8 protein-coding genes are annotated in these 9,268 nt (G+C 66.0%); 4 read left to right on the forward strand and 4 right to left on the reverse strand.

Annotation, left to right across the window (positions count from 1 at the left end; genetic code table 11):
* The 3 genes from ACH107_RS26795 to ACH107_RS26805 all read right to left on the reverse strand — a co-directional run.
* A partial coding sequence (locus ACH107_RS26795; RefSeq protein ID WP_412508707.1) for a methyltetrahydrofolate cobalamin methyltransferase occupies positions 1-1,062 on the reverse strand: 1,062 nt, incomplete at its 3' end.
* A gap of 3 nt (positions 1,063-1,065) precedes the next feature.
* Complete coding sequence (locus ACH107_RS26800; RefSeq protein ID WP_412508709.1) at positions 1,066-1,995, reverse strand: methylenetetrahydrofolate reductase; 930 nt, start codon at positions 1,993-1,995, stop codon at positions 1,066-1,068.
* Positions 1,996-2,021: 26 nt separating this feature from the next.
* A complete protein-coding gene (locus tag ACH107_RS26805; protein ID WP_412508711.1) occupies positions 2,022-2,318 on the reverse strand; it encodes a virulence factor in 297 nt (98 codons plus the stop codon).
* 243 nt (positions 2,319-2,561) lie between these two features.
* Between ACH107_RS26805 and ACH107_RS26810 the strand changes: the two genes are divergently transcribed.
* Positions 2,562-3,674, forward strand: coding sequence for a Ppx/GppA phosphatase family protein (locus tag ACH107_RS26810; RefSeq protein WP_412508712.1), 1,113 nt, complete (start codon positions 2,562-2,564; stop codon positions 3,672-3,674).
* A gap of 20 nt (positions 3,675-3,694) precedes the next feature.
* Positions 3,695-4,411 carry an RlmE family RNA methyltransferase gene (locus ACH107_RS26815; RefSeq protein WP_412508713.1) on the forward strand — a complete coding sequence of 239 codons (717 nt, stop codon included), beginning with the start codon at positions 3,695-3,697 and terminating at the stop codon, positions 4,409-4,411.
* Positions 4,412-4,449: 38 nt separating this feature from the next.
* On the opposite strand, the gene ACH107_RS26820 is transcribed toward ACH107_RS26815, so the two are convergent.
* Positions 4,450-5,637 (reverse strand): pyridoxal phosphate-dependent aminotransferase, encoded by a 1,188-nt coding sequence (locus ACH107_RS26820; protein WP_412508715.1) that lies wholly within the window; start codon positions 5,635-5,637, stop codon positions 4,450-4,452.
* 270 nt (positions 5,638-5,907) lie between these two features.
* On the opposite strand from ACH107_RS26820, the gene cysS reads away from it, so the two are divergent.
* Positions 5,908-7,362, forward strand: coding sequence for a cysteine--tRNA ligase (gene cysS, locus ACH107_RS26825; protein WP_412508716.1), 1,455 nt, complete (start codon positions 5,908-5,910; stop codon positions 7,360-7,362).
* A 223-nt stretch (positions 7,363-7,585) separates the two neighbouring features.
* Positions 7,586-9,205: a citramalate synthase gene (gene cimA / locus ACH107_RS26830; RefSeq protein ID WP_412508718.1), complete on the forward strand. Its 1,620-nt coding sequence runs from the start codon at positions 7,586-7,588 to the stop codon at positions 9,203-9,205.
* The last annotated feature ends 63 nt before the right edge of the window (positions 9,206-9,268 follow it).

A 9,268-nucleotide genomic window follows, 5' to 3' on the forward strand; every position in this document is an offset into this window, starting at 1 on the left:
CGGCATTGATTGCCGACCCGTCAGCAAAGACGATCGATCCGTTTTCGCCAAAGGCAAGCACATCAAGCGTGTACTCACGGGAGAAAGTGGAGGCGATATATGCGGATCGTTGTTTGTCAGGAAGTTGGCGGCGCGGATCGCCTCCATCTCCTTGCCGGGGCGCGGCTTGGTGGACCCGAGGTTGAACAGCTGGCAGAAGGTTTCGTCGTCGATATCCCCGGGCAGGGCGATGCCGGCGGCGGCCAGCTCGGCCTTCTTGGCCTCGATCTCGGCCTGTTTCACCGGCAGCGTGATCGGATTCATGATCGCGCTGGTCATGCCCGCGCCCATCGCCATCGGCAGGAAGGCGTTGTTGATGCCGTGCCGGTTGGGCAGCCCGAACGAGATGTTCGAGGCGCCGCAGGTGGTGTTCACGCCCAGCTCCTCGCGCAGCTTGCGCACCAGCCGGAAAACCTGTTGGCCGGCGGTTCCCATGGCGCCGATGGGCATGACAAGCGGATCGACCACGATGTCATGCGCGGGAATGCCGAAATCGGCGGCGCGTTCCACGATCTTCTTGGCGACGGCGAAGCGGACGTCCGGGTCCTCGGAAATGCCGGTGTCGTCGTTCGAGATCGCCACGACCGGCACGTCGTATTTCTTGACCAGCGGCAGGACCAGTTCCAGCCGTTCCTCTTCGCCGGTCACGGAGTTGAGCAGCGGGCGGCCATGGGCGGCCTGAAGCCCGGCTTCGAGCGCGCCGGGCACCGAGCTGTCGATGCAGAGCGGCAGATCGACGAGGCCCTGCACCAGTTCGATCATCCGCGTCATCAGCGGGGGTTCTGTCTCGTTGGGGTTGGGGTTCGAGTTGTAGACGACGCCCGCGTTGATATCGAGCACGGTGGCCCCGGCATTCGCCTGCGCCACCGCGTCGGATTCGACAGTCGAGAAATCGCCGGCCTCCAGTTCCGCGGCGAGCTTCTTGCGGCCGGTCGGGTTGATCCGCTCACCGATCACGCAGAAAGGTTCGTCGAATCCGATGATCGCGGTCTTGGTCTTGCTTTCGACTACGGTACGCGTCATTTGCTATCCTTGCTGACTTGCGGGCACGGTGGACGCGCCGCCGTTCTCGATGGCCCAGTTGGCGTTCGCCTTGATCCCGCCGAGCGGGAAGAAGTGAACATTCGTGATGTTGAAGTCCGGGTGGGCGGCCTTGTGTGCGGCAAGGTCGGTCAGCACCTCCGTCGGCTCGTAGGGCATCATCAGCTTGGAGACATCCATCGCGCGTTTCTGGAGAACCTTGAGCGACGGGCCGACGCCGCAGGCGATGGCGAACTTGATGAGCGTCTGAAGCTTGGCCGGGCCGGCGATCCCGATGTGAACGGGCAGGGTGATGCCCGCCGCGCGCAGATCGTCGGCCCACTTGATGATCGGCCCCGCGTCAAAGGCGAACTGGGTGGCCAGTGCCATCTGCGCGTCCGTGGTTTCCGAGAACTTCTGCTTCCACCGCAGGGCGGCATCGACATTCGCGCGGCTGCCGTCGGGGTCGATGTCCTTGTTGCCCTCGGGATGGCCAGCGACATGAAGCCGCTTGAACCCGGCCCGGTCGAACTCGCCCGTTTCAAGCATCTGCATGGACGAGTCGAAATCGCCGTGCGGCTTTTCAACCCCGCCGGCCAGCAGGAGTGCCTGATCCACGCCCGCCTCGCCCTGGTAGCGCGCGATCCAGTCGGCCAGCGTGGCGCGATCCTTGATGATCCGCGCGGGGAAATGCGGCATAACGGGGTAGCCCTCGTTGGCAAGCCGCCGCGCGGTCGCGACCATGTCCTCGATGGGCGTGCCCTCGATATGCGCGATGTAGACGCGGGTGCCCTCGGGCAGCAGGTCGCGGAAATTCTCGACCTTCTCGGCGGTGCGCGGCATCACCTCGATGGAATAGCCCTGCAGGAAGGCTTCGAGCTGGCCGTTCGAGACCGGCGCGGGTTTCTCACGCTTCTTGAAGTTCAAAAGAGCCATCGTGGCCTCCCATAGCGCTTTGGGGTTCATGCCCAACCATCATTCGCGATCAGTTGCTTGATACGCGCCTGATCATACTCCGCGTCCAGCCGTGCCGCCTCGGCCTCGGCCACCTGCGAGGGGTCCCCCTCGACATGGAACGGATCGGCCTTGCGCCATTCGGCGAGGTAGGCGTCGGTGTCCTCGGCGCCGATCTTCATGGCGGCGCGGTCGATCGCCTGTTCGAACCGTTCGGGCAGCGGTTTTTTCGCGCCCCGGCGGCCCTTGCCGACGATGACCTGTGCGGGGATGTCCCGCCAGTAGACGATGGTGACGTCAACCATGGCTGATTCCTTCGTTCCAGATGGGCCCTATCTAATGTAGACGGGCGGGTGGACAGGGTCGAATTTCGACAATCCGCGTCCGTCATGCGACTTGTTGACCGTAACCCGGGTTTGCGTGCCACGCCACGGGGGGCGGCGTCACATCTCGGCGAGCCGTCGAGGGCATGTGGTTGGAGGCAACGCTTGCGCGGGCGTGCAGAAGACACTACCTTGTCATCAACTCGATATGGAGGGCGTGACAGTATGGCGCCCAGGCGCTCCGCAGGTGCGGGCGCGTTCCCGAAACCGGTTGAGCGTCCCGCGCCCCCACCGCCCGAGTCGGCGCCGCTCTATGCTGCGCTCGACCTGGGTACAAACAGTTGCAGAATGCTGGTTGCCCGTCCGGAGGGCAGTCAGTTCAAGGTCGTGGACAGCTTTTCGAAATCTGTTCAGCTCGGCGCGGGCCTTGAGAAGTCCGGGCGATTGTCGCGGTCGTCCATTCACCGCACGATACAGGCGCTGCGGGTGTGCAATCACAAACTGAGGCGCAACAACGTCAGCCGGATGCGGCTGGTGGCGACGGAAGCCTGCCGCCGGGCGTGTAACGGCGCCGATTTCATGAAGCGGGTGCGGCGCGAGACGGGCCTTGACCTTGACATCATCGAGCCGCAGGAAGAAGCGCAGCTTGCCGTGGTGTCCTGCGCGCCGCTGGTCAGCGCGAACACGGACCAGCTGCTGGTGGTCGATATCGGCGGCGGGTCGACCGAGCTGGTCTGGATCGACCTGACCGGCGTGCCGCGGCGCGAGCGCGCGCGCTCGATCATGCGGATGCATGCGGGGTTCGCCCCGACCGACCCCGACTTTCCCGCGGCGCGGGTGGTGGACTGGATCAGCGTGCCGTTGGGCGTTGCGACGCTGCGCGACCAGTTCCACGACGTGGAGGACGACAGCGCACGTTTCGCGCTCATGAGCTGGTTTTTCGAGGAGAACCTCGCGGAGTTCGCGCCCTACAAGCACGAGCAGACGCGCGAGGGCTTCCAGATCGTGGGCACGTCGGGAACGGTGACGACGGTGGCCGCCAGCCATCTGGGCCTGCGGCGCTATGACCGCAACAAGGTTGACGGGCTGACCATGACCAGCGACGAGATCGACCGCGTCATCCGGACGTATCTGGCACTGGGCCCGGTCGGGCGGCGCCGCGATCCGCGGATCGGGCTTGACCGGCAGGCGCTGATCATGTCGGGATCGGCCATCCTGCAGGCACTCCTGCGATGCTGGCCCACCGATCGGCTGTCGGTGGCCGACCGCGGCCTGCGCGAGGGCATCCTTTACGCGCAGATGGCGGCGGACGGGGTGCTGGCGGATGAAACTGCCTGACGGGTGTGAAGGGAACTGCAATGGCGAAGAAACCGGATGGCCGAAACACCTCGGGGCGTGGGCAGCGTGACCTGACCGTGAAGGTCAAGACGGCGCGGGGCCGCAAGCCGTCATCGACGCGCTGGCTGCAACGGCAATTGAACGACCCGTACGTGAAACGCGCGCAGGCCGAGGGGTACAGGGGCCGTGCCGCCTTCAAGATCATGGAGCTTGACGACAAGCACCGGTTTTTCGTGCCCGGCGCGCGCGTGGTCGATCTGGGCTGCGCGCCCGGCGGCTGGTGCCAGGTGGCGGTGCCGCGCGTGAACGCCCGCGGCGAGAAACAGGGCAAGGCGCAGGGCTACATCCTCGGCATCGACCTGCAGGACGTGGAGCCCATCGCCGGGGTCGAGCTGCACAAGCTCGATTTCATGGAGGACGGGGCCGACGCGAAGGTCAAGGCATGGCTGGGCGGTCGCGCCGACGTGGTGATGAGCGACATGGCGGCCGCCAGTTCGGGCCACAAGCAGACCGATCACATGCGGATCATGGCGCTGTGCGAGGCGGCCGCGTGGCTGGCCTTCGACGTGCTGGACGAGGGTGGCACCTTTGTTTCAAAGGTGCTTGCCGGCGGGACCGAGGGCGAGTTGCAGAAGTTGCTGAAGCGGAAGTTCACCAAGGTGGTCAACGTGAAGCCGCCGGCATCACGCGCCGACAGTTCCGAGAAATTCGTGGTTGCGACCGGGTTCCGCGGTTGACCTTACGGCGGGCGCGGACCGGACCGGTCGGGCGCCGCTCACCCGGTGGCGGATGCGCTGGCAAGGCGCCGCGCAAGGTCAAGAAGCTGGCCGATGGCGTCTGCAAGCCGGTCATCTGCAACCGTCAGCGCGACGCGGACATGGCCGGCGGCGGCCTGTCCGAAACTTTCACCGGGCATGACGGCGACCAGGTGGTCGTCGAGCAGGCGGCGCGCGAAGGCCTCGCCCGACAGGCCGGTGGCGCGGATGTCCAGCATCACGAACATGCCGCCATCCGCCGGGATGGCGTGCACGGTGTCCTGCGCGTCGACCCGCCGCAGCACGAGGTCGCGGCGGCGGCGGAAGGGGGCGGCGATCTTTGCCTCGAAATCCGGGCCGAGGTCGAGCGCATGGCACGCCGCTTCCTGCACGAAGCCGGCGACCCCGTAGGTTGTGTGCGTGGACAGGTTGCCCATGTGCGCGATCACCTCCTCCGGGCCTATGACCCAGCCGATGCGGCTGCCGGTCATGGCATGGCTTTTCGACAGCGAGCCCACGACGAGCGTCCGCTCGGCCATGCCGGGCACCGCGCGCGGCGTCAGGTGCGCGCCCTGCCAGAGCTGCGTGTCGTAGACCTCGTCGGAGATCAGCCACAGGTCGTGATCGACGCAGGCGCGCGCGATGCCCTCGATTGTCGCGGCGGTGTAAACGACGCCGGTGGGGTTGTTCGGCGTGTTGATCAACAGGCTGGCCGCGCCCGGTGCCCGCGCGGCGATGTCTGCCGGATCGGGCCGGAACGCCTTGTCCGCGCGGGCCGGGATGGCCTCGGGCCGTGCGCCCACGGCGCGGATTGTGCCGGGATAGGTCGCGTAGAAAGGATCGACGAAGAGCGCGGTATCGCCCTCGTCGCAGGCGGCGTGATGGGCGGCGAACAGCCCCGCCTGCCCACCGGGGACGACCAGCACGTTGTCCGGGGTGGTCGGAACGCCGGTACGGTCGCCGACCCGGGCCGCGACGCGTTCGCGCAGGTTGGCATTGCCGTTGAACATGGAATATCCCACGTGCCCGGCCAGCGTGGCCGCGTGCATCGCGTCGAGGATGCCGCGGTCGGTGCCCACGTCGTGTTCGCCGATGGTCAGCTGCGTGACCGGTTGACCGGCCGCGACCATCCGGTTGGCGCGGTAATAGACATCCCATCCGTCCGAGCCGCCGGCGGTGAGCCCGCGTATCCGGTTTGACGCTTTCACTGGTCGAGGTCCCCCATCGTGCTGTTACAGTGACGTGGCCGCAATGCGGTGCGAAAGTCAAACCGAATCCGGGCCGTCAGGGCGGGCGATGCATCATGGCTTGACGCCGCGGCCACGGCGGCGTACCCCGTGGCTCATGACCACACGCACCGAGACCGTCATTCGCTGCATTACCTGCTGACATCGTCAGGCGGGCCGGTCTTCTATTCCATCCACGAGAGTAAGTTGCTAAGCCCGCCGCGGGATCCTGCGCGCGCCAGAGAGGGCTTCATGACCGAGATCAAGCTGTACAACACGAGGACACGGAAGAAAGAGCCGTTCGAGCCTTTGGATAAGGGCGACGTGCGCATGTATGTCTGCGGTCCGACCGTGTATGACCGGGCGCATCTGGGCAACGCGCGGCCGGTGATCGTGTTCGACGTGCTCTACCGGCTGCTGCGCCATGTCTATGGCTCCGACCATGTGACCTATGTGCGCAATTTCACCGACGTCGACGACAAGATCAACGCGCGGGCGGTCGAGAACGTGGGGGAAGAGGGCGACGTGAACGCCGAGATCGCCCGGATCACCGAAATGACGACGCAGTGGTTTCTGGACGACATGGGCGCCTTGGGCGCGCTGGAGCCCACGCAGATGCCCCGCGCGACGCAGTATATCGGCCAGATGATCGACATGATCGAGACGCTGATCGAGAAGGGCCACGCCTACGAGGCCGAGGGGCATGTGCTTTTCGATGTCGAATCCTGGCACGAGGGCTATGGCAAGCTGTCGGGCCGGTCGGTCGACGACATGGTCGCGGGCGCGCGGGTCGAGGTCGCGCCCTACAAGCGCAACCCGATGGATTTCGTGCTGTGGAAACCCTCGACGCCCGACCTGCCGGGCTGGGACAGCCCGTGGGGCCGGGGGCGGCCGGGATGGCATATCGAGTGCTCGGCCATGAGCTACGAGCTTCTGGGCGAGAGCTTCGACATCCACGGCGGCGGCAACGACCTGATGTTCCCGCATCACGAGAACGAGATCGCGCAGAGCTGCTGCGCCCATCCCGAGGGCGAATTCGCGCGCTACTGGCTGCATAACGAGATGTTGCAGGTCGAGGGCAGGAAGATGTCCAAGTCCCTCGGCAATTTCTTCACGGTGCGGGATCTGCTGGATCAGGGCATACCGGGGGAGGTGATCCGGTTCGTGTTCCTCTCGACCCATTACCGCAAGCCGATGGACTGGACGGCGGAGAAGGCGAAAGAGGCAGAAAAGACGTTGCGTAAATGGCGATCCTTGGCCAATTCAGCGGGCGCCGACGGGAATGTGCACCCCGCCGTCATCGACGCACTGGCCGACGACTTGAATACGCCCGGTGTAATCTCGGAACTGCACAAGATTGCAAAATCCATTCAGGATCGCCAGAGAGCAGAAGTTCCATGGGCGGAGATCGACAACTTCGCGGCGTCGGCCCGGCTGTTGGGGCTGCTCGAAGACACCGCCGTTATGGGGGCGTGGGTATTCGACGATGCCGTTGAAAGGCTCGCCTCGAATGAAGCGTTGAGCGAACTGGCCGTAACATTGAAAGAATCGCGCGCCAAGGCCATGCAAAACAGAGATTTTTCCGAGGTCGACCGTCTCAAGGCCGCCTTGGTCGATGCCGGAGTCGAAGTGCGCATGAGCAAGGAGGGGGTGGAGCTGATCCCCGGTGCGGGCTTTGACCCGGCCAAGCTGGAGGCATTGAAGTGACGCGCTTTTCGTTACCTCGCCTGCCTGCCGCGCAGGGCCCGACCGCCGGGGGGGCGCTGCAACCGCTGTTCGGCGCACTTTATGGCCGCCAGACACCTCCGATGATGGCGCGGGACTGCGACGTTGCAAAAGCGCCCGCCCGGGGGGGCGGTCGGGCGCTGCGCGGCGGCGCACAAGTGCGCCTTGAACCCGCGCAAAGGCCATGCTGCGAGGGGGGGTGCTCATGACCAAGGAACGGCTCTACCTCTACGACACCACGCTGCGCGACGGGCAGCAGACGCAGGGTGTCAGTTTCTCGACCTCCGAAAAGAAACAGATCGCCGGGGCGCTTGACCGGCTGGGCGTGGATTACATCGAGGGCGGCTGGCCGGGCGCCAACCCCACCGACAGCGCTTTTTTCGAGGCAACGCCGGAAATGCGGGCCACGCTGACCGCCTTCGGCATGACCAAGCGGGCGGGCCGCAGCGCCGGGAATGACGACGTGCTGGCGGCGGTGATGAATGCCGGCACGCGGTCCGTCTGCCTTGTGGGCAAGACCCATGATTTCCACGTCGAGCGCGCGTTGGGCATCACGCTGGCCGAGAATGTCGAGAACATCGCCCGGTCAGTCGCCTATATCGCGGCGCAGGGCCGCGAGGCGCTGTTGGACGCCGAGCATTTCTTCGACGGGTGGAAAGCCAACCGGGCCTATGCGCTGGAATGCCTGCGCGCGGCGCTGGAGGCCGGGGCGCGCTGGATCGTGCTGTGCGACACCAACGGTGGCACCCTGCCGGTTGAAATCGGCCGGATCACCGCCGAGGTGATCGCGGCGGGCATCCCCGGTGACAGGTTGGGCATTCACACGCATAACGACACCGAGAACGCCGTGGCCGGCAGCCTTGCGGCCGTCGATGCGGGGGCGCGGCAGGTACAGGGCACGCTGAACGGGCTGGGCGAACGCTGTGGCAACGCGAACCTGACGGCGCTTTTGCCGACGCTGCTGCTGAAGGAACCATATGCAAGCCGCTACGAGATCGGGGTGACGCGCGAGGCGCTGAGCGGGCTGACGCAGGCCAGCCGGCTGCTCGACGAGATCCTGAACCGGGTGCCGATGAAGCAGGCCGCCTATGTCGGCGCGTCGGCCTTCGCGCACAAGGCGGGGCTGCACGCCAGCGCGATCCTCAAGGACCCGTCGACATACGAGCATATCGACCCGTCGCTCATCGGCAACGCGCGGGTCATTCCCATGTCGAACCAGGCGGGCCAGTCGAACCTGCGCCGGCGGCTGGCCGAGGCGGGGCTGGAGGTGGCGCCGGACGACGCGGCGCTGCCGCGCATCCTCGACGAGGTCAAGCGGCGCGAGGACCGCGGCTATACCTATGACAGCGCGCAGGCCAGTTTCGAGTTGCTGGCGCGGCGTGAACTGGGCCAGTTGCCGGACTTCTTCGAGGTCAAGCGCTACAAGGTCACGGTCGAGCGGCGGAAGAACAAGTACAACGAGACAGTGTCGCTGTCCGAGGCCGTCGTCGTGGTCAAGGTTGATGGCGAGAAGAAGTTGTCGGTATCCGAATCCATGGACAGGACGGGCAGTGACCGCGGGCCGGTGAACGCGCTGGCCAAGGCGCTGGCCAAGGACCTGGGGCGCTACCAGGGTGTCATCGACGACATGCGGCTGGTCGATTTCAAGGTGCGCATCACGCAGGGCGGCACCGAGGCGGTGACGCGTGTCATCATCGACAGCGAGGACGGGCAGGGGCGCCGCTGGTCCACCGTGGGGGTGAGCCCCAACATCGTGGACGCGAGTTTCGAGGCGTTGCTCGACGCGATCAACTGGAAGCTGCTGCACGCCGGGGCAATGGCGTGACAGGGCCGGTGCGGCCGTCTTTCGGGGGCCGCGGCCATGCGGCGCCGCGCGGCGGGGCTTGCC

The sequence above is a fragment of the Roseovarius halophilus (ex Wu et al. 2025) genome (assembly GCF_047086965.1).

Excerpts from the sequence above, each read along its gene's own strand:
- ACH107_RS26800 (WP_412508709.1), bottom strand. The coding sequence starts at position 1,995 with ATGGCTCTTTTGAACTTCAAGAAGCGTGAGAAACCCGCGCCGGTCTCG.
- ACH107_RS26805 (WP_412508711.1), bottom strand. The coding sequence starts at position 2,318 with ATGGTTGACGTCACCATCGTCTACTGGCGGGACATCCCCGCACAGGTC.
- ACH107_RS26810 (WP_412508712.1), top strand. The coding sequence starts at position 2,562 with ATGGCGCCCAGGCGCTCCGCAGGTGCGGGCGCGTTCCCGAAACCGGTT.
- ACH107_RS26815 (WP_412508713.1), top strand. The coding sequence starts at position 3,695 with ATGGCGAAGAAACCGGATGGCCGAAACACCTCGGGGCGTGGGCAGCGT.
- cysS (WP_412508716.1), top strand. The coding sequence starts at position 5,908 with ATGACCGAGATCAAGCTGTACAACACGAGGACACGGAAGAAAGAGCCG.
- cimA (WP_412508718.1), top strand. The coding sequence starts at position 7,586 with ATGACCAAGGAACGGCTCTACCTCTACGACACCACGCTGCGCGACGGG.